18 protein-coding genes, 1 tRNA gene and 1 pseudogene are annotated in these 19,521 nt (G+C 59.0%); 10 read left to right on the top strand and 10 right to left on the bottom strand.

Going from position 1 to position 19,521, the window contains the following annotated elements; translation table 11 throughout:
* Nucleotide 1: 1 nt before the first annotated feature.
* Nucleotides 2-74 (bottom strand) — tRNA-Gly (locus tag G5154_RS20650).
* A 178-nt stretch (nt 75-252) separates the two neighbouring features.
* On the bottom strand, nt 253-798 hold the full coding sequence (gene orn / locus G5154_RS20645) for an oligoribonuclease (RefSeq protein ID WP_279491281.1): 546 nt from the start codon (nt 796-798) through the stop codon (nt 253-255).
* 91 nt (nt 799-889) lie between these two features.
* Here orn and rsgA point away from each other — a divergent pair, with 91 nt between their 5' ends.
* From rsgA to G5154_RS20620, 5 genes are read left to right on the top strand one after another with little or no spacing between them, the layout of a single operon-like run.
* The gene (gene rsgA / locus G5154_RS20640) at nt 890-1,924 is read left to right on the top strand and encodes a small ribosomal subunit biogenesis GTPase RsgA (RefSeq protein ID WP_421263986.1); all 1,035 of its coding nucleotides are present in this window, start codon (nt 890-892) and stop codon (nt 1,922-1,924) included.
* Between the two features lie 28 nt (nt 1,925-1,952).
* A complete protein-coding gene (gene asd, locus G5154_RS20635; RefSeq protein ID WP_421244798.1) occupies nt 1,953-2,825 on the top strand; it encodes an archaetidylserine decarboxylase in 873 nt (290 codons plus the stop codon).
* Nucleotides 2,822-3,091, top strand: coding sequence for a VF530 family DNA-binding protein (locus tag G5154_RS20630; RefSeq protein ID WP_005349372.1), 270 nt, complete (start codon nt 2,822-2,824; stop codon nt 3,089-3,091). The genes asd and G5154_RS20630 overlap by 4 nt, the downstream gene beginning before the upstream one ends.
* Nucleotides 3,081-3,332: a DUF2960 domain-containing protein gene (locus tag G5154_RS20625; RefSeq protein ID WP_158111945.1), complete on the top strand. Its 252-nt coding sequence runs from the start codon at nt 3,081-3,083 to the stop codon at nt 3,330-3,332. Before G5154_RS20630 ends, G5154_RS20625 begins: the two co-directional genes overlap by 11 nt.
* Before the next feature lie 2 nt (nt 3,333-3,334).
* Nucleotides 3,335-3,724: a hypothetical protein gene (locus tag G5154_RS20620; RefSeq protein ID WP_335875103.1), complete on the top strand. Its 390-nt coding sequence runs from the start codon at nt 3,335-3,337 to the stop codon at nt 3,722-3,724.
* Between the two features lie 97 nt (nt 3,725-3,821).
* Here G5154_RS20620 and G5154_RS20615 read toward each other — a convergent pair.
* From G5154_RS20615 to gpt, 5 genes and pseudogenes are all read right to left on the bottom strand, one after another.
* A pseudogene (locus G5154_RS20615) lies at nt 3,822-5,093 on the bottom strand (glutamate-5-semialdehyde dehydrogenase); the annotation flags it as partial.
* 15 nt (nt 5,094-5,108) lie between these two features.
* A complete protein-coding gene (gene proB, locus G5154_RS20610) occupies nt 5,109-6,212 on the bottom strand; it encodes a glutamate 5-kinase (protein ID WP_033114873.1) in 1,104 nt (367 codons plus the stop codon).
* A gap of 157 nt (nt 6,213-6,369) precedes the next feature.
* On the bottom strand, nt 6,370-6,762 hold the full coding sequence (crl, locus tag G5154_RS20605; RefSeq protein WP_421251592.1) for a sigma factor-binding protein Crl: 393 nt from the start codon (nt 6,760-6,762) through the stop codon (nt 6,370-6,372).
* Nucleotides 6,763-6,824: 62 nt separating this feature from the next.
* A complete protein-coding gene (gene frsA / locus G5154_RS20600; RefSeq protein WP_421251593.1) occupies nt 6,825-8,093 on the bottom strand; it encodes an esterase FrsA in 1,269 nt (422 codons plus the stop codon).
* A 172-nt stretch (nt 8,094-8,265) separates the two neighbouring features.
* Nucleotides 8,266-8,733 carry a xanthine phosphoribosyltransferase gene (gpt, locus tag G5154_RS20595; protein WP_005339007.1) on the bottom strand — a complete coding sequence of 156 codons (468 nt, stop codon included), beginning with the start codon at nt 8,731-8,733 and terminating at the stop codon, nt 8,266-8,268.
* Nucleotides 8,734-9,680: 947 nt separating this feature from the next.
* Here gpt and G5154_RS20590 point away from each other — a divergent pair.
* Nucleotides 9,681-11,132, top strand: a complete 1,452-nt coding sequence (locus G5154_RS20590; RefSeq protein ID WP_064338705.1) for an aminoacyl-histidine dipeptidase — start codon at nt 9,681-9,683, stop codon at nt 11,130-11,132.
* An 83-nt stretch (nt 11,133-11,215) separates the two neighbouring features.
* Here G5154_RS20590 and djlA read toward each other — a convergent pair whose 3' ends face one another.
* From djlA to G5154_RS20575, 3 genes are read right to left on the bottom strand one after another with little or no spacing between them, the layout of a single operon-like run.
* Nucleotides 11,216-12,049, bottom strand: coding sequence for a co-chaperone DjlA (djlA, locus tag G5154_RS20585; protein ID WP_421251594.1), 834 nt, complete (start codon nt 12,047-12,049; stop codon nt 11,216-11,218).
* A gap of 19 nt (nt 12,050-12,068) precedes the next feature.
* Complete coding sequence (gene murU, locus G5154_RS20580) at nt 12,069-12,737, bottom strand: N-acetylmuramate alpha-1-phosphate uridylyltransferase MurU (protein WP_421251595.1); 669 nt, start codon at nt 12,735-12,737, stop codon at nt 12,069-12,071.
* A complete protein-coding gene (locus G5154_RS20575; RefSeq protein ID WP_421251596.1) occupies nt 12,734-13,744 on the bottom strand; it encodes an aminoglycoside phosphotransferase family protein in 1,011 nt (336 codons plus the stop codon). Before G5154_RS20575 ends, murU begins: the two co-directional genes overlap by 4 nt.
* Before the next feature lie 174 nt (nt 13,745-13,918).
* Between G5154_RS20575 and lptD the strand changes: the two genes are divergently transcribed.
* Genes lptD through rsmA form a run of 4 tightly spaced genes read left to right on the top strand, consistent with a single transcriptional unit; the run spans nt 13,919 to nt 19,521 of the window.
* Nucleotides 13,919-16,384 carry an LPS assembly protein LptD gene (gene lptD, locus G5154_RS20570; RefSeq protein ID WP_005341030.1) on the top strand — a complete coding sequence of 822 codons (2,466 nt, stop codon included), beginning with the start codon at nt 13,919-13,921 and terminating at the stop codon, nt 16,382-16,384.
* A gap of 26 nt (nt 16,385-16,410) precedes the next feature.
* The gene (gene surA, locus G5154_RS20565) at nt 16,411-17,709 is read left to right on the top strand and encodes a peptidylprolyl isomerase SurA (RefSeq protein ID WP_421244804.1); all 1,299 of its coding nucleotides are present in this window, start codon (nt 16,411-16,413) and stop codon (nt 17,707-17,709) included.
* On the top strand, nt 17,709-18,704 hold the full coding sequence (gene pdxA / locus G5154_RS20560) for a 4-hydroxythreonine-4-phosphate dehydrogenase PdxA (RefSeq protein ID WP_216980183.1): 996 nt from the start codon (nt 17,709-17,711) through the stop codon (nt 18,702-18,704). Before surA ends, pdxA begins: the two co-directional genes overlap by 1 nt.
* Nucleotides 18,694-19,521 (top strand): 16S rRNA (adenine(1518)-N(6)/adenine(1519)-N(6))-dimethyltransferase RsmA, encoded by an 828-nt coding sequence (gene rsmA / locus G5154_RS20555; protein ID WP_236348086.1) that lies wholly within the window; start codon nt 18,694-18,696, stop codon nt 19,519-19,521. Before pdxA ends, rsmA begins: the two co-directional genes overlap by 11 nt.

Here is a 19,521-nt window from a genome sequence, read left to right as displayed (position 1 = left end):
GAGCGGGAAACGAGACTCGAACTCGCGACCCCGACCTTGGCAAGGTCGTGCTCTACCAACTGAGCTATTCCCGCAACTACCTTAAAACCGGCCGTACAGCATTTGGTTGCTTGCGCTACTGTACGGGAGCCGAATTATAAGAGCAGTCATTCCAATTGCAAGGGCTTTTTTGTCTGGTTGCGCGCGTTCGCTCAAAAGCTGGCCGAACTGTCGATTTTAGCAGCCAGCGCATGACAACCCCTTGCCGGGGAATCAGATCTTGAAGACGTGGCTGCGATAGAACTGCAGCTCGGCGATGGATTCGCGGATATCGTCCAGCGCCTGGTGGGTGCCGCTCTTCTTGAACTGCTCCAGCAGTTCCGGCTGCCAGCGGCGTACCAGCTCCTTGATGGTGCTGACGTCGACGTTGCGGTAGTGGAAGAAGGCTTCCAGCTCGGCCATGTGCTTGACCATGAAGCGGCGATCCTGACCGATGCTATTGCCGCACAGCGGGCTGGTGCGCTCCGGCACCCACTGGCGAATGAACTCGAGGGTCTCGGCAACGGCTTTCGCCTCGTCATGCTGACTCGCCTTGACCCGGGCCACCAGACCGCTCTTGGTATGGGTGTTGACGTTCCAGTCGTCCATCTTGGCCAGCTCTTCATCACTCTGATGAATGGCGATGACCGGCCCTTCGGCCAGCACGTTCAGGTCCTTGTCGGTGACTATGGTGGCAATCTCCAGTACCACGTTCTCTTCGGGGTCGAGACCCGTCATCTCCATGTCGATCCATACCAGGTTCTGCGCGCTGACTGTCATGATTACTCTCTCTGTTGGGAGGAATGGCGGAATTTTGCCAATTTGCATGTATCATACTGGCTTTGGATCTGTTCATAAACTGGCGAATCGAGTGGCAAAGAAAGCAAAACTCAATCTGGGTCAACAAAGACGCGTCCAGGCCAACCGCGAGCGGCGGCTGCAAAAAGAGCACACCACAGAGGTGGATGACACCCTGTTTGGCCCGGCCATCGAAGGGGTGGTGATCAGCCGTTTCGGTCAGCACGCGGACGTGGAAGCGAGCGATGGCACCATTCACCGCAGCAACCTGCGGCGCAGCAGCATCAGCAGTCTGGTGTGCGGCGACAAGGTGGTGTGGCGTCCCGGCCTCAATGCCGCAACAGCGGGCGTCATCGAAGCAGTGCATCCGCGCCACTCGGTACTGACCCGGCCGGACTTCTACGACGGGGTCAAACCCATCGCCGCCAATATCGACCAGATCATCATCGTCTCGGCGGTGATGCCCGAGTTCTCCACCAACATCATCGACCGCTATCTGGTGGCTGCCGAGGATGTGGAGATCCGCCCCCTCATCGTGCTGAACAAGGTCGATATGCTTGATGATGCCGCCAGAGCGCGCATCGAGAGCCAGCTCGAAACCTACCGCAAGCTCAATTACGAGGTGCTGCTGGTGAGCTGCGAGAGCGGTGAAGGGCTCGATGAGCTGAAAGCCAAGCTCACCGACAAGATCAGCATCTTCGTCGGCCAGTCCGGGGTGGGCAAGTCGTCCCTCACCAACGCCCTGATGCCGGGGCTGGATGTGCTCACCGGCGAGATCTCCGAAAACTCGGGGCTCGGCCAGCACACCACCACCACGGCGCGGCTCTACCACTTCCCGAGCGGCGGCGATCTCATCGACTCCCCCGGGATCCGCGAGTTCGCCCTCTGGCATCTGGAAGCCGAACGCATCACCTGGTGCTTCGTCGAATTCCGCGACTACCTGGGTGGCTGCAAGTTCCGCGACTGTACCCACAAGGACGATCCCGGCTGTGCCCTGCGCGCCGCGGTCGACGCGGGCGCCATCAGCGCCGATCGCTTCCACAACTATCACCGCATCCTGGAAACCATGCAGGAAGCCCGTCACGGTCGCCAACAGGCGCGCCTGTGACCCTATTCAACCTACCTTGATGATGAACATGAGCATTACTGACAACCTGAAAATTGCCGGTCAATACTGTCTGCCCAAACACGTCCTCTCTCGCCTGGTCGGCAAACTTGCGGCTGCCGAAGCAGGCAACCTCACCACCAGGGTGATCGAGGCCTTTATCAAGCAGTACCAGGTCGACATGAGCGAGGCGCTGCACGAGAGTCCGGCCCACTATAAGAGCTTCAACGAGTTCTTCACCCGCGAGCTCAAGCCCGGTATCCGTCCCGTGGTAGAAGATGCCATGACCCTGGCGCTGCCGGTGGATGGCACCGTCAGCCAGCTCGGCCCCATCCAGCAGGGTCGCATCATTCAGGCCAAGGGCCACGACTACAGCGCCCGCGAGCTGCTGGGCGGTTATGAGGATCTGGTGGCACCGTTCAAGGATGGCGACTTCGCCACCATCTACCTGGCGCCCAAGGATTATCACCGCATCCACATGCCGCTGGACGGCGTACTGGAGAGCATGGTGTTCGTGCCGGGGGATCTCTTCTCCGTCAACCCGCTCACCGCCGAGAACGTGCCCAACCTGTTTGCCCGCAACGAGCGGGTGGTCGCCACCTTCCGCACTCCGCACGGCCCCATGGCGCTGGTGCTGGTCGGTGCCACTATCGTGGCCAGCATCGAAACCATCTGGGCCGGTAACATTGCTCCGACCAAAGAGAAGAAGGTGGTGCGCTGGGACTACACCGGCGACGAGGCCATCACCCTGCAAAAAGGCGCCGAGATGGGGCTGTTCAAGCTGGGCAGTACTGTCGTCTGCCTGTTTGGTCCGGGCATGCTGGCCGGTTTCGAGCCCCATCTGGCCAACGGGGTCACCACCCGCATGGGTCAGCCCTTTGCCAAGCTGGCGGAGCAGGCATGAGCGAGCAACCGAACGCCTCGCAGAAGAACAACCCGCTGCACGGGCTGACGCTGGAGGCCATCGTCACCGCGCTGGTCGAGCACTATGGCTGGGAAGAGCTGGGGCAGCAGATCAATATCCGCTGCTTCACCGATAATCCCAGCATCAAGTCCAGCCTGAAGTTCTTGCGCAAGACCCCCTGGGCTCGGGAGAAGGTCGAAAGCCTCTACCTCTACGTCCAGCGCAAGCAAGCCAAATCGAAGAAGGAAGGGCAAGATGGCCTTTAAGATTACGTACACCTATAAAAAACAGGCCAAAGAGCTCGGCTATGCCAACGACAAGTTCCGCAGCATCTACGACGCCATCGCCGCAGCCGAAGGGCTGGATCTCTCCAGTTTCCACGCCATGGAGGCCCAGCTGGCTCAGGTATGTCGCCGTGACAAGAAAAGCGTGAAGGATTACCAGGAGAACTACTTCAAAGAGTTGGGATTCTCCAACATCGTCATCGAACGGGATATTCAGGAGTAACCATGCGCACCTTGACTCTGATGGCCGCCTCTCTGCTGCTGGCGGCATGCAGTACACCGGAACAACATCTGGTGGGCAGCGATCGCGACAGCCACGGCTGTATCGGCAGTGCGGGCTATCAGTGGTCAACACTGACTGGCAAATGTGTGCGCCTGTTTGAAGAGGGTATCCGGCTCAATCCGACCGATGCCAGCCAGACCAGCAGCGCCTTCGTGCTGTTCAACGCCGATCAGACGCAGGCCGAACTGCATCTACCAAGTGGCGAGCTGCTTGCGCTGACCCGTCAAGGTGCGGAGGGCAACTGGTCGTGGCAGGGCAGCGGCTACACCCTCTTTATCTGGAAGGGTTATGTGCTCAAGCACGGTGACAAGGCGCTCTATCACGGGGAATAACCCCGAGGGATATCGCACTGCGTGGTATCGGCACGATACCCGCGAAAAAAATGCCGACCCAAGGGGTCGGCATTTTTGTATCTGACACAACCGGTTATCAGGCGCGGCTGAGGTAATCGGCCTGCCCTACCCACTTGTAGCTGGTGAGCTCGGTCAACCCCATGGGGCCACGGGCATGCAGCATCTGGGTCGACACCGCCACTTCAGCGCCCAGACCAAACTGGCCGCCATCGGTGAAACGGGTGGAGGCGTTGACATAGACAGCCGCCGAACCGGCGCCATTGACAAAACGCTCGGCGTTGGCCAAATCGTTGGTCAGGATGGCATCGGAGTGGCCGGCGTTGTGCTCGCGCATATGGGCCAGCGCCTCATTCACATCCGCCACCAACTTGACCCCCAGGGTCAGCCCGAGCCACTCGGTATCGAAATCCTCCGGCCCCGCCTCGCACAGGTTGTCGGCACCCGCTAACTGCGTCATGGCGTTGGGCGCGGCCACCAGCGTCACCTTGCGCTCGTTCATCAGCGTCACCAGCTGCGGCAGGAAAGCCGAAGCGACTTTCTCGTGTACCAGCAGGGTATCGAGGGCATTACAGGCGGAGGGGCGTTGCACCTTGGCGTTGTCAATGATCGCCAGAGAGCGCACCAGATCGGCACTCTCGTCGACGAAAATATGGCTGATACCGAACCCGCCGATGATGACCGGGATGGAGCTGTTCTCCTTGCACATCTTGTGCAGGCCGGCACCGCCACGGGGGATGATCATGTCCACATAGCGGTCGAGACGCAGCAACTCGCCGACCAGCGCCCGATCCGGGTTGTCGATGTACTGCACCGCCGCCTCGGGCAGACCGGAGGCCGCCAAGGCATGCTGGATCACCCGCACCAGCTCCAGATTGGAGTGGAAGGTCTCGCGCCCGCCGCGCAATATGCTGGCGTTGCCAGTCTTGAGGCAGAGGCTGGCGATGTCGATGGTGACGTTGGGGCGCGCCTCGTAGATGACGCCGATAACCCCGATAGGCACCCGACGACGAGAGAGTCGCAGGCCATTTTCCAGCACCCGGCTATCCATTTCGGCGCCGACCGGGTCATCCAGCGTGATCACCTTGCGCACATCCGCCACAATCCCGGCCAGCCGGGCCGGATTGAGCAGCAGGCGATCCAGCATCGCCTCTGACAAGCCCGCCTCACGGCCGGCGGCGATATCTTTCGCGTTGGCGGCGAGGACCTGCTCACTGCGCGCCTCCAGCTCGTCGGCGATGGCGGCCAGCGCCCGGTTTTTCTGCGCCGTGCTGACGGTAGCCAGCTGATAGGCGGCTTCACGGGCCGCCTGCCCCATTTTCTCCAGACTCATCTCGGTTCCCTTTTGTTCATGCCGTGCCGCTGATTAGAGCAGCACCATATCGTCTCGATGGATGGCTACTGAACCATATCCATAGCCCAGTACCTGCTCAATCTGATCCGAGTGGACGCCGCGCAGCTTGTCCAGCTCCAGATGATCGTAACGGCAGATACCGCGCGCCAACTCGGCTCCTTTGGGATCAAGAATGCGCACCACATCGCCCCGAATAAAGTCGCCCTTGACTGCGACAATCCCCTTGGGCAGCAGGCTGGAGCCTTTCTCCTTCATGGCGGCCACTGCGCCCTGATCCACATGTACTTCGCCGTGAGGGGGTGGGCCTGCCAGGATCCAGCTCTTGCGCCCTTCCAGCGGGGACGCCAGCGCCGGGAACAGGGTGCCAATCCGCTCGCCCTTGGCGAGACGACCGATCACCTCTGGCATCTGGCCGGTCGCGATCACCACGTTGACACCAGCGCGGCGCGCCACATCGGCGGCCTGCAGCTTGGTAGCCATGCCGCCGGTACCGAGGCCACTGACGCTGTCACCCGCCAGCGAGCGCAGGGTATCGTCGATGGTCTGCACCTCTTCAATGAGCTGGGCATCGGGATTGGTGCGCGGATCGGCGGTAAAGAGCCCCTTCTGGTCGGTCAGCAGGATCAGCAGATCCGCATCCGCCAGAATAGCGGCCCGTGCGGAGAGGTTGTCGTTGTCGCCGACCTTGATCTCGGCGGTCGCCACCGCATCGTTTTCGTTGATGACCGGAATGATGCGGTGATCAAGCAGGGTGCGCATGGTATCGCGGGCATTGAGATAGCGTTCCCGATCTTCCAGATCGGCGCGGGTCAGCAGCATCTGGCCGATATGCAGACCGTAGAGGTTGAACAGATCCTGCCATACCCGAATAAGCTGGGTCTGACCAACAGCCGCCAGCATCTGCTTATTGGGCAGGGTTGGCGCCAGTGGCGGGTGACCCAGATGTTCACGACCGGCGGCGATAGCCCCTGATGTGACGACCACGACCCTGTGGCCGTGACGGTGCAAGGCCGCACACTGTCTGACCAGCTCGACCATATGGGCACGATTGAGCTGGGAAGACCCCCCTGTGAGCACGCTGGTGCCCAACTTGACGACTATGGTTCTGTTTTCCATGGGAGCATAAAGGCTAAAAAAGTAAGGAATATCTTTATACCCACGGCCATGGTGCCCTGCAAGGCAATTCATGGTGCGGTGGAAGAGGAGAAAAAACGGGAGGAGAGAGAACTGGAGCCCTGCGAGTAACAGATGCAACTCGCAGAGCTTCAGGGGATCAGGCTGCCGTTACGGTCAACTCGTTGGTGACCTGCTCGGCAGGAGACAGGTGACACTCAAGCGCGGCCAGCTTGTCGCTGATGAGCTTGTAGAAGCGTTTGAGGGTGCGTTCCACCTCCACCTGATGCTTCTTGGGGATCGGCTTGTCGAGCCACTCACCATCGGCATTGTAAAAACCGAACTGATAGTGATAGCGGAACTGGTGATCGTCCTGCTCCAGCACCAGCCACCAGCCCCAGAACTCCCGTTTGTCCGGCGCCGGCTTGGCGCTGACACAGACCGACAGGCAGTCGAAACGATAATGCCCCTCTTCGCAGAGATCTTCGCGCAAATAGGGGCCAATGGCAGCAAACTGCCTCAGCAGTCGCTTGTAGGTCACTCTTTCAGACATGTTAACCTCCCTGTTAAACAAGCCGCGCCACCTCGGGATGGCGTCAGTTCTTTAGCGCAATGTCAGGTACACAAATGCTGTTTCAGCCACTCGACGATTTCGTCCAGAGCCTTGTCATACACCTCCAGCAAAGGCTGTTTGTCGAATACGATGGCCTTGCCGTTACGACTGGCCGCCGCCAATGCCCGTACATCCTGCTCGGGACAAATGAAATCTCGCTTGTGTCCAATACTCAATATCGGCACTGAGGTGCGAGTCCCCAGTAATCCTTGTGTTTTAAGTGAAAATACCTGGCACTTGGTACGCATGCCGTCCCACTGCGCTGCATCCGCCCCCAACCGGTTGGCCAGACTGTCCCGCATCATGCGCGGACACTTGGCAAACAGCTCCTGATTGGTAAACACCTGATTGACCCCGGCGCCGACACAGACCACAGTCCGCAGCTTGAACGGTTCGATAAACGCCAATCTGGCTGCGATATTGCCCGCCAGACGCATCCCCACCATGGCGATACGCTGATGATCGACCCAGGCCACTTCGGAAAGGTAATGGAGCACCGCCTGATGGAGGCGGCTGGTATCCTGCACCAATGGCCAATGCTCGGCATAGCCAATCCCGGGCATATCGAGGGATAGCATGCCGATACCGTTGGGCTCGAGCCGTTTGAGATAGAAGTTGAGGAAATCGAGCTGCAGGGAGTCGATCCCGCCGCTGATGATCACCAGCGGCACCGGCTTTTCGGTAGTCGGCAGGTGGAGATAACCCTGAATATGCTTGCCGCGAAAAGGCACCTGGATCTCTTTGAGCGGAACCTTGAACAGCCGACCCGCCTCGCGATAGGCCATGTTGCCAAGCAGCTGGGCCTGATCCGCCAGCTCATCGTCTTTGAGATGAGGATAGCTGGCGATGGAGTAATAGCGTACCGCCTTGAGTAACTGTTTCAGGGCGCCAGCATTATCCCCCAGCTCGCGCAGTGCGCGGCCCTGCTTGAAATAGTTGCCAGCCACCTGACTCCACTCGTAAATCCAGTTGCCGGGCACATAACCCTTGATGGTATCGAGATAGCAATCGTGGGTGCGCTCGCCGGTCGCCATGGCGATGCGGGCCAGGGTCTGCTCCACTTCGATGGGATCTGCCCCCTGCCAAGTCCAGGAGGGGCGGCGCAGCAGGCGATACCAGCTCTTTGACATGGAACCGTCGATAAACATCTCGTCTGATTCGGCTTGCGCCAGATCAGCCGCACTGGAGTTGGAGATCTCGGATGTTTCCAATACCTTCTTGACGCGGGTAAAGAGCTGTTCGGTCAGGTTTAGGTCTTCGTTCAAGTCCAAGATAGTGTCCCATTCATATCAGGCAATAGCTCATCTTAACCACTTTTACTGCCCATCAGCCACCCTGCAACAGATTGATACACAAAAAAACAGGGCTCCAAATTGGAGCCCTGTGAAACCATTATTGCCGGTTGCGACCAATGGACGCAGCGAGCGTCACATCCCGATCCCGTTACTTTTCGTCGCAGATCGGTGTGGCGAACTCCAGTGCCATATCCCACGGCTGTTCGATCCAGGTATCCTGCGGGATCGCCACTTCGAAATCGTCCAGCAGCGCTTCGCCCATCGGCTTGGCGAAAATCGCGATGAACTTGGCTTTCGGGTAGAGCTCGCGGATCGCCTTGGCGGTAGTGCCGGTGTCGACCAGATCTTCCACCACCAGCCAGCCTTCGCCGTCACCAGCGGTGGTGGCAGCCTTCACGACCACCAGCTCGCGCTGGCTGTCATGGTCATAGCTGGAGATGCAGAGGGTTTCCACATTACGAATGCCAAGTTCACGGGCCATCAGGGCTGCGGGCACCAGGCCACCACGGCTGACCGCGATGATACCTTTCCACTGGCTGACAGGCAGCTGACGACGGGCCAGACGGCGAGCTTCACGTTGCAGGTTGTCCCACGACACATAAAACTTTTTCGGCATGTTATCGATCTCGAATAGTTATTTAAAAACAATCACTTAAAATAACAACACCCGCAATTATCCCTGCGGATGCCAGTAAATGGCGGCCCTTGCCCGACTGAATTCAGATTGCACTTCGGCTGCCTCAGGGCTAAGCCTCGGCAGCAAATCTGATAACAATGGAAGCAAGATGGGCTTATCCGGCGATCGGTTAGATGATGTGTCCAAACCGCGGACAGGCTGTTGGGCCGATATGATAGCACCGTTTGCAGAGAAAATGCCTGGCAAACGTATGCCAAAAACAGGAAAAATCGGCATCACCCTCTCCATTCGGCACATCTAGAGCGCCAAACGACTAACCTGCCGTCCCTGCTGCCGAGTCCTAATGGGCTGTACGGCAAATCGCAGATAAAAAAATAGCAGGGGGAGGATTTACCTCACGCACCTGCTGCTTTCTCGCCTCTGCCTGGTTGGGCAGCTCGTCTTAGCGACGAGTGACGAAGGGGTTAGGGTAGCTGAAACCCTGGGTATACAAAGAAGGGGCAAACCAATAGGTTGAGTTGCTGCCTGGCATATTGAAACTCCTGATTGCTTAACAAGTTACGTACCTTTAATGCGGGCTCAAATCCTTGAACGAACACTCGGTTCCATGGAGGCGCACTTGCTTTGCTTCGGTTCCCTGGAGGCTTTCATCGTCATCCTGACGGGTGGCGAACCACGGGAGCTAATTTACCAGTCGGTGCGTTAAATTCAATATTTTTGTGAGATCGGTCACATATTTTCTTTTCTATCGGTCAGCGTCGTCCGAACCTGACGATCGTACTGCCTGGTTGCCATCAGCCAGCACAAGCTGCCTGCGATTTGCGCTGATTGCTCACATTTTTGTGTGATTGACTGTATTATCGTTATCCTCTTCCCCGGCCCGCTGATGGGGCCCTGTTAATTCCGTGCTGGTAAGGAGTCCCGACGTGGCACAGCTTAGCTCTCTCTCTCCCAAACTGATTTGGCATTTCTTCGAACAGATCTGCTCCATCCCCCACCCTTCCAAACATGAAGCCAAACTGAGCGCCTGGATCATCCAATGGGCTCAAGGGGAAGGTCTGGCGGTCAAGCAGGACAAGGTCGGCAACATCATCATCAAGAAACCGGCCACCCCGGGGATGGAAAATCGCAAAGCCGTGGTACTGCAGGCCCACATCGACATGGTGCCGCAGGCCAACGCCGACACCAAACACGACTTCGCGACCGATCCCATCGATGCCTATGTCGATGGCGAGTGGGTCACTGCCCGTGGCACCACCCTGGGTGCCGACAACGGCATCGGCATGGCCGGTTGCCTGGCAGTACTGGCTGACAAGACCATCAAGCACGGCCCGCTGGAAGTGCTGCTGACCACAGACGAAGAGACCGGCATGACCGGCGCTTTCGGTCTGGAAGCGGGCTGGCTGGAGGGCGAAATTTTGCTCAACACCGACTCCGAAGAGGATGGCGAAGTCTATATGGGCTGCGCTGGCGGTGTGGATGCCAATATCCGCTTCCCGCTCGAGCTGGTTGATGCTGCTGAAGGTGAAGCGTTCGAGCTGGCGGTCAAAGGGCTGCGTGGCGGTCACTCCGGTTGCGATATCCATCGCGGCCGTGGCAACGCCAACAAGCTGCTGGTGCGTCTGCTCAAAGCAGCCGAGCCGCTGGGTGTTCGTCTGGCCGAGATCCACGGCGGCACCCTGCGTAACGCCATCCCGCGCGAAGCCCGTGCCACCCTGCTGGTGCCTGCTGCCAGCGTAAACGAGTTCAAGGCGCTGGTTGACCGCTACACCGGGATCTACCAGACCGAACTGGCCGCCACCGAGCCAAACCTGACCGTGCTGGTCAACAGCGCCCCTAAACCGGCCAAGCTGATGAGCGTCTCCCTGCAGCAGCGCCTGCTGGATGCCCTGATGGCCTGCCCGAACGGCGTGATGCGCATGAGCGATGCCATGCCCGGCGTGACCGAAACCTCTACCAACCTGGGGGTCATCAAGACTCAGGATGGCGAAGTGTACGTCCAGTGCCTGATCCGCTCCCTGATCGACTCCGGTCGCGAGAGCATCGAGCAGATGACCCGCTCCCTGTTCACCTTGGCAGGCGCCAGCTGCGAATTCACCGGTGCCTACCCGGGTTGGGCGCCGAACGTGGACTCCCCCGTCATGGCGCTGGTACGCAATAGCTACCAGACCCTGTTCGGCACCATGCCCAACGTCATGGTGATCCATGCCGGTCTCGAGTGCGGTCTGTTCAAGAGTGCCTACCCGGAGTGGGACATGGTCTCCTTCGGCCCGACCATCCGCGGTGCCCACTCCCCTGACGAGAAGGTACACATCCCGGCAGTCGAGCGTTTCTGGCAACTGCTGGTACACGTACTGGAAGCCATTCCGGCCAAGTAAGACGGCCCGGATAAAACAGGCAAAACAAAAGCCCCGCACTGCTGCGGGGCTTTTTATTGTCTGTTCCAGCCTGACTTTGGCACTTAACGGATACCGCGGGCCTCACGGATCCACTCCCAGGCTTGCTGGATCTCCTGGGTTTTCTCCTTGGCCATCTCCATCATCTCCGGCGGCAACCCCTTGGCGGCCAACTTGTCCGGGTGATGCTTGCTCATCTCCTTGCGGTAGGCGCGCTTGATATCCTGATCGCTGTCGCTCTCGCTTACCCCCAGCAGCTGGTAGGCATTCTTGAGGCGATCCGCCGAGGGAGGCGCCTGCCGATACTGCTGGCCACCCGCACCGCCCCCCTGATACTTGCCATGGGCCTGATTGAAGAAGTTCATCTGCGCCTCGGCCATCGCCAGAATGCGGGCCAGCTCGATGCGGCTGAATCCCAGTTCATCAGCAATGGTGTGCAGGATGGCACGTTCACCATCCTCTACCCGACCATCGGCAAAGGCGGCCTGCAGCTGTACTTCCAGAAAGAAGCGCAGGATATCGCGCTGCCCCAGACTGGCACGGCGGAACTCGGCCAGGGTCTCGCGCAGCGGGAAGTCGGCCTCTTTACCGAGACGAAATGACTCCTGTGCCCGGGCACGCTGTTCGCCCGCCAGCCGCATACGATCCATCAGGTTGGAGGCAACCCGGATCTCCTGTTCGGTCACCTGACCGCTTGACTTGGCGATGTGACCCATCACCGAGAAGGTGGCGTGGAAGAAGACGGCTTGCTGCTCCTGACTCGGGCCGCGACGAAACGCCCCCTGCAACCCCATGCCACGGTCGAAACGGTGGCCGATCCAGAGGCCAATCAGGGCGCCGATGATATTGCCGAGCAGAAAACCGAAGAAGGCGCCCAGCACCTTACCCCAAATACGCATGGTTCAAGACCTCTTGAAGTTAATGAGTGCGGGCCTGGAGCTGGTCATCCAGCTCGCGCAGTCGATCGACCGTGCCGATATCGCGCCACTCGCCAGCGAGCAGGCTGCCGCCTACCCGCCCTTGCGCCATCCAGTCACGGAGCAGGGGCGCCAGCTTGCGGGCACCGCCCGCGAGACCGGCAAAGGCCGCCGGATCATATAGTCCGACCCCGCTGAAGGTAAACGCTGGCGTATCCATGACTCGCCCCCCTTGCAGGGCAAAGTCCCCGCTAGGGTGCTGGGGCGGATTGGGCACCAGCCAGAGATGTGCCAGATCATCGCCAAGGGGCTGACTGACCAGAGTGCGATAATCGAGATCGAGCCAGGTATCGCCGTTGATCACCAAAAAGGGTTTAGAGCCCAGCAGCGGCAGCGCCTGCACGATGCCGCCCGCAGTCTCCAGCGCACTCTCTTCGGCTGACCAGTGGATGGTCACGCCAAGCGCACTGCCATCACCAAGGCTCTCGACCAGCTTGTGGCCGAGCCAGGCGTGGTTGATCACCAACTCGGTCACCCCGGCGGCTTTGAGCTTTTCGATATGGTGGACGATAAGCGGTTTGCCCCCCACCGCCAGCAACGGCTTGGGCAGCAGGTCGGTCAGCGGGCGCATCCGCTCGCCACGGCCAGCGGCCAAGATCATCGCCTTCATGGTTTAACCCCTGCATTGGCAATCCCCGGCAACACAACCTGCTCCAGCCACTGACCAAAACGGGCCAGTACCGGATAGGCACTACCATGAGTGCGACAGACATCCACCACATAGCCGAGAGTACGGGGAATATCCTTGAGATAGCCAGGCTTGCCGTCGCGATGATAGAGCCGGGTGAAGATCCCCGCAGCTTTGAGGTGGCGCTGCATGCCGGTCAGGTCGGCATCACGACGGAAACTGGCATAATCGAGCTCACCAAGCAGACCCGCCTGTTGCAGGGTGGCAAAGCCGTGCCGCATCCCTTCATCGATCACCTCGTCTGGCCAGCGTACGTAGCAATCTTTCAGCAGGGAGACCAGATCATAGGTGAGCGGCCCGATGACCATATCCTGAAAATCGATGATGGCAAGGGTGCTGCTCTCGGGGGTATCTCCGCCACATACCATCAGGTTGCGACTGTGGAAATCCCGGTGCATGACCCCTTGCGGCTGAGCCAGATTGCAGGTTGTGAGACAGGCAAAGGTCTCATCGAGCAACTGCTGCTCTTCATCGCTCAGGGTCAGTTTTAGATGGTGGCCCAGCAGCCACTCGGGAAAAATACTGTTCTCCCGTGCCATAAAAGCGGCATCGAAGGGTTCAAGTGCCAGGTCGACTGCCCCCAGTCGGGGCAACAAATCAATGGCCTTGCCATACCAGGCCAGCACGTTGTGCTCGTTCAGGCGGCTGATAAGCTGGGTATCGCCCAGGTCACTGACCGCCAGCAAGCCCTGTTCGTAGTCCACCGCCTTCACCTCTGGCGCCAGCAGCTGACGCGCCAGCAAGGCGGCCGCGTTACGAACAAATTCATGATTTTTTTCGGTTTTCGGATTGGCATCTACCCATATCAGCCCTGCACCACGGTAGTAGCGGCGGAAACTGGCATCACCGGAAATAAGGGTCAACTGAAGGGTGGCATCGCCTGATATCTGGCGTGCCCACCGCAATAGCAGGGAATCGCGATCGTGCATAAGTCGGGGACCAAGGTGGAAAGCAGCACTTGGCTGTTAGCCCTGGCCGCAATAATGCTTTATCATTGCCGGCTAACATAAAGCAATGACATGCAATGTCAACTCGATGAAACCTGTCGTAAAATGCATGCCTTGGATCAACCGTATCTATCACGGATTGCACGAGTCTTTCACATGACCAAATGGACACTGGGGTACCGCTATCCCATCGCCCTGACTATCAGTCTGGCCCCCGCACTTGCCCCTGTGATGGTGCAGGCGGCTCCGTTCGAAGCGCCGCCAGCCACCGGCATTCTTGATAGTCTCTGCTATGACTATGTTCCCAAGATAGAGAAGCCAGCATCGGATCAGGATGCCAACGCACAGCCGGTCGAGGTTGATGCTGACCGTCTAGAGGCCAAACAGGGCGGCACCGCCGTCTATGAAGGTGACGTCAAGGTTCGTCAGGGTGTTCGCAAGTTTGACTCCGACTATGCCCAGCTCGACCAGAAGAGCCGGGATGTCATCGCCATCGGCAACATCTATTACAACGACGGTCAGGTGACCGTCACCAGCGACAAGACCCTCAAATCCAATCTGGATACCAAGAACTCCGAGCTGGAAGAGGGCAAGTATCAGGTGCATGGCTCACCGGTGCGCGGCTTTGCCAAGCGCGTAGTGATGACCAACAACAACCAGAACATCACCATGGAGGGGGCCCAGTACACCACTTGCCCCCCCGGTCAGGAGGTGTGGACCCTCAAGGCAGGCAACATCGATATCGACCAGAAAGAGGTATTCGGTGAAGCCTGGAACGCCAGTCTCTGGCTCTATGACTACCCGGTGTTCTATTTTCCGTACATCAACTTTCCCATCAAGGATGAACGGAAGACAGGTCTGCTCTATCCGGGTTACAAACAGAGTTCCGGCAATGGCATGGAGATCACCCAGCCCTTCTACTGGAACATTGCCCCCAACTACGATGCCACCATCACCTCTCGTTTCATGGACAGGCGAGGCCTGATGGAACAGGTGGAGTTCCGCTACATGCCGGATCCCGCCCATATCGGCACCCTCTATTTTGAAAATCTGAGGGATGACAAGCAGTTTGACTCGGGCAATCCAAGCTTTACCAACCCTTCAACAGGAACGCCGTACCTCTCTGATGGCCATCGCTATCTGCTGAACGTCCGTCACGGCTCCACCCTGATGGATGGTTCGCTACGCTTTGGTATCGATTACACCAAAGTCCGGGACAAGGATTACAACTACTTCAATGACTTCAGTCCGCAAGTAGGTACCCAGGTCGACAGCCAGTTGCAGCAATCCTTTACTGCTGGTTACTACCAACAAAACTGGAACCTCACCTCGGAGATACGCCGCTACCAGATATTGTTGCCTGGTGCTTTGCTGCCTCACGAGATGCTGCCACGCATCAACTACAACTACTACCAGCAGGGTCAGTGGTTCGATCTGGCCTGGAACAGCGAGCTGACCAAGTTTGGCTATGACAGCGGCAGTGCCACTGCCCAGCAAGCCGGTGAACGCTACACTGCCACCAGATTTCATTTAGCGCCCGCCCTGACAATTCCTCTGGTGGATGCGCCCGGCTATTACCTCACCAGCCAGTACAAGCTGATGTTTACCTCCTACAACCAGGAGGTTCCCAAGGATCTGGTAGCCACCGATCGAACCCGCTTCACCGATGTTGAAAGCAAGCAATTGACCCTGGCGGATGGAACCGTCAATCGCACCCTTCCCTCCTTCCGACTCAAGGGCGGGCTCAACTTCGATCGTTCGATTGACTGGTATGATGGCAAGGGCACCCAAACGCTTGAGCCGGAGTTTCAGTATCTCTATGTACCCTATCGGAATCAGGATGAGATCGGGATCTACGACTCCACCACAACCCGTCAGGACTACTACAGCCTGTTTAGCGATCGCCGCTATGCCGGTCTCGATCGCATTAGTGATGCCAACCGGGTTACCGCTGGCTTGACCAGCCGGGTCTATGACAATGTGGGTGATGAAAGGTTACGCTTGGCGGTGGCTCAGGCCTTCGAAATGACGCCCCCCAAGGTACGCCTCTATCCATCGGATCCCAAGAGCACCAATTCGCGCTCACTGCTCTCGTTCGAAGGTGATGCCCGGATCACCGATGAGTGGTTTGCCCATGTAGGGAGCCAGTACGACACCTCCGAGGGTGATTTTACTGCTGGCAACGGTGCGGTCGAATATCGGGCCGGCAAGCTGACCACCCAGGTCAACTACCGTTATATCCAGGACGGCAACCGGGACTATCGCTACCCGAGCAACCCAAATCTGGCCGAAGACCTCAGCCAGGCTGGCCTGGTGATGATGGCACCGATCGCCGATCAGTGGCAGATGTATGGCGGTTACTACCGTGATATCAAGCAGGATGTGAACATTGACCGCAAAATCGGTGTCAAATACGACTCCTGCTGCTGGAGCATCAACATGAGCCTGGAGTGGCACAACCAGCCGGACAATATCACCCTGAAGCCAACTTCGGAAAAAGTCATTGGTCTGCAGTTTGAAATGAAGGGACTTGGCAGTGTGGGTACCGGTGGCCGCAGTGTCACACTGGATACCGAGCTGTTGCCCTATGTTCGCCCGTTTAATCTGAAAGACCAGCAATGATGCTGGTCCAGCCTTGAGAGATGGATATGAAAAAGACCCTGATTGCCCTGCTGACCGCGGGAATGTTCGGCGCCATGAGCCAGGCCGCTCTGGCTGCACCCGAGCTGATGGACAAGGTGCTGGCCGTGGTCAACAAGGACGTAGTGCTGTCCAGTCAACAGGACGCACTGGTCAACAAGGTAAAACTCTCCGCCCAGGAGAGCGGCCAGTCCCTGCCTGACGATGCCACTCTGCGCAAACAGGCGCTCGACCGTCTAATCCAGGAGAGCCTTCAGTTACAACTAGCGGATCGCCAGGGGCTGAAGATCAGCGATACCCAGCTGGAACAGGCTATTCAGGGCATCGCCGCCGACAACAAGATGACCCTGGATCAACTGCGTGCCCAGCTCGCCCGTGAAGGGATGACCTATGCCCAGTATCGGGAAGAGGTGCGCCGCGAGATCCTGATGAACGAGGTACGCCGCAACCAGGTGCGCCGTCGCATCAACATCTCCGAGCAGGAGGTGAAGCAAGTGGTGGAGATCCTGAAGAAACAGGGTCAACAGCAGAACGAATACCACGTCGGCCATATCCAGATTGCCCTGCCGGACAACCCGACCGCCGCCCAGCTGGATGCAGCCAAGAGCAAGATCGAGCGCATTCTGGCCGCCCTCAAGCAAGGTGCCGACTTCCGCAAACTGGCCATTGCCGAGAGTAACGGTCCCAAGGCGCTGGAAGGGGGTGACTGGGGCTGGATGAGCCCGCAAGAGATGCCGACCCTGATGGCCGAAGCGGTACAGGGTGCCAAGAAGGGCGATATCGTCGGCCCGCTGCGCTCCGGCGCCGGTCTGCACATCGTCAAGGTGTTCGACACCAAGGGCCAGCAGCAGGTGATGCAGACCGAGGTGAAGGCCCGTCACATCCTGATCAAGCCTTCCATCATCCTGAGCGAAGAGAAAGCCAAGGGGATGCTGGACGGCATTCTTCACGACATCAAGAGCGGTAAGGCCAGCTTCGCCAGCATGGCGGAGAAGTACTCCGAAGATCCGGGCTCTGCAGTGCAGGGTGGCGAACTGGGCTGGTCTGACCCCAACGTCTATGTGCCGGAGTTCCGCGACATGGTTAACCGCCTGCAACCGGGCCAGATCAGCGCCCCCTTCCGCACCAGCCACGGCTGGCACATCGTCCAAGTGGAAGATCGTCGCAGCCTGGATGCCACTGACAAGGCTCTGGAACAGCGTGCCTATCAGCTGATCTACAACCGCCGCTTCGTGGAAGAGTCCCAGGCGTGGCTGGATGAGCTGCGTGATGAGGCTTACATCCGTGTCGAAGGATCTGCGAGCTGATGAGCTGCCGTCGCCTTGCCGTTACCCCGGGCGAACCGGCCGGGATCGGCCCGGATCTGGTGCTGCAGATTGCCCAGCAGGATTGGCCGCACCAGTTGGTGGTCATTGCCGATCCAGCTTTGCTGCGCGAGCGGGCGGCCCTGCTGGGGCTGTCCATAGAGCTTGAGCCCTACGATGCAGGAGTCCCTGCTCATCCGCAGCGGGCGGGCACCCTGACCGTCTGTCCGGTCCCCCTCGGAGCCCCCGTGGTACCGGGCGAGCTGAACGAAGGCAACGGCGCCTATGTGCTGGCGACCCTGCAACGCGCCTGCGATGGCAACCTCAGCGGCGAATTTGCCGCCGTGGTGACCGGACCGGTGCACAAGGGGATCATCAACCAGGCCGGCGTCTCGTTCAGCGGCCACACCGAGTTCTTTGCCCAGCAGTCTGGCACCGCCGATGTGGTGATGATGCTGGCAACCGAGGGACTGCGGGTTGCACTGGCGACCACCCATATTCCGCTGGCCTATGTAGCGATGGCCATCACCGAGGATCGCCTCGGCAAGGTGATCCGGATCCTCAACGAGGATCTCGCCACCAAGTTTGGCATCGCCAAACCCCGTATTTACGTCTGCGGCCTCAACCCTCATGCCGGGGAAGGTGGCCATCTCGGACGTGAAGAGATTGACGTGATCGAACCTGCTCTGGCCACACTGCGCCAGGAGGGGATCGATCTGGTCGGCCCATTGCCGGCCGACACCCTGTTCCAGGAGAAATACCTCAAGGATGCGGATGCGGTACTCGCCATGTACCACGACCAGGGGCTGCCAGTGCTCAAATACAAGGGCTTCGGCAGTTCGGTCAATATCACCCTGGGGCTTCCCTTCATCCGCACTTCGGTGGATCACGGCACCGCACTGGATCTGGCAGGCAAGGGCCTCGCCGACTCGGGCAGCCTGATCACCGCGATCAACCACGCCATCAAGATGGTAGAGAAAAAAAGATATGAGCAGTAAGGTGCAGAGCAACAAAGTGCACATGGGCCACACCGCCCGTAAGCGTTTCGGTCAGAACTTCTTGCACGATCGCTACGTGATCGATCAGATCGTGGCCGCCATCAATCCGCAGCCGGGTCAGAACCTGGTGGAGATCGGCCCGGGTCTGGCCGCGCTGACCGAGCCGGTCGCCTCCCAGATGGACAAGATGACCGTGGTCGAGCTGGACCGGGATCTGGCGGCACGTCTGCGTGAGCACCCGACCCTCAAGGACAAGCTGACCGTTATCGAAGCGGATGCCATGCGTTTTGACTTCGGCACCCTGATGGGTGAAGGCAAGGGGCCACTGCGTATCTTCGGCAACCTGCCCTACAACATCTCCACCCCGCTTATCTTCCACCTGTGCGAGTTTGCCGACCGGGTTGAAGACATGCACTTTATGCTGCAAAAGGAAGTGGTTCTGCGTCTGGCCGCCGGTCCCGGCAGCAAGGCCTATGGCCGCCTGAGCGTGATGACCCAGTACTACTGCCAGGTAGTGCCAGTGCTGGAAGTGGGCCCTGGCGCCTTCAAGCCGGCGCCGAAAGTGGACTCTGCCGTGGTACGCCTGATCCCGCACAAGAATCCCACCATAGTCGCCAAGGATATCCGTTGCCTGAACCGCGTCTGTACCGAGGGCTTCGGCCAACGTCGCAAGACCATTCGCAACAGCTTCTCCAACTTCATCACCGACGCCCAGCTGACCGAGCTTGGTATCGATGGCAACCTGCGCCCGGAGAATCTCTCCCTCGAGCAGTTTGTCATGATCGCCAACTGGCTGGCAGATCAGCCAAAGGCCTGA

Source organism: Aeromonas sp. 600527 (assembly GCF_049175415.1).
Lineage (GTDB): Bacteria > Pseudomonadota > Gammaproteobacteria > Enterobacterales > Aeromonadaceae > Aeromonas > Aeromonas veronii_A.
Note: the sequence above shows the minus strand (reverse complement) of the source record. Positions and strands in the feature narration are given on the sequence as shown.